The following is a 384-nucleotide window of genomic DNA, read 5'->3' on the forward strand; positions in this document are numbered from 1 at the left end:
GACCGCGCCGGCCGTCGAGACCGCCGCCCCCGAGGCAGTGGCCGAGACCAAGCCCCGCCGCACCCGCAAGACCGCCGCCGCCAAGACGGCCGCCGCCACGGACACCACCGAGGCAGCGACCCCCGAAGCCGCCCCCGAGGCAGTCGCCGCGACCAAGCCCCGCCGCACCCGCAAGACCGCGGCGCCGGCTGCCGTCGAGACCGCCGCCCCCGAGGCAGTGGTGGAGGCGGTGGTGGAGACCAAGCCCCGCCGCCGCACCCGCAAGGCCGCCGAACCGGCGACCGCGCCGGCCGTCGAGACCGCCGCCCCCGAGGCAGTGGCCGAGACCAAGCCCCGCCGCACCCGCAAGACCGCCGCCGCCAAGACGGCCGCCGCCACGGACAC

Annotated in this window: 1 pseudogene; it reads left to right on the top strand. The window is 79.7% G+C overall.

Annotated elements, in window-relative coordinates:
- Positions 1-384 (top strand): annotated as a pseudogene (locus PUR26_RS00020) (DEAD/DEAH box helicase); the annotation flags it as partial.

The organism is Streptomyces sp. SP18CS02, assembly GCF_036322365.1.
Lineage (GTDB): Bacteria > Actinomycetota > Actinomycetes > Streptomycetales > Streptomycetaceae > Streptomyces.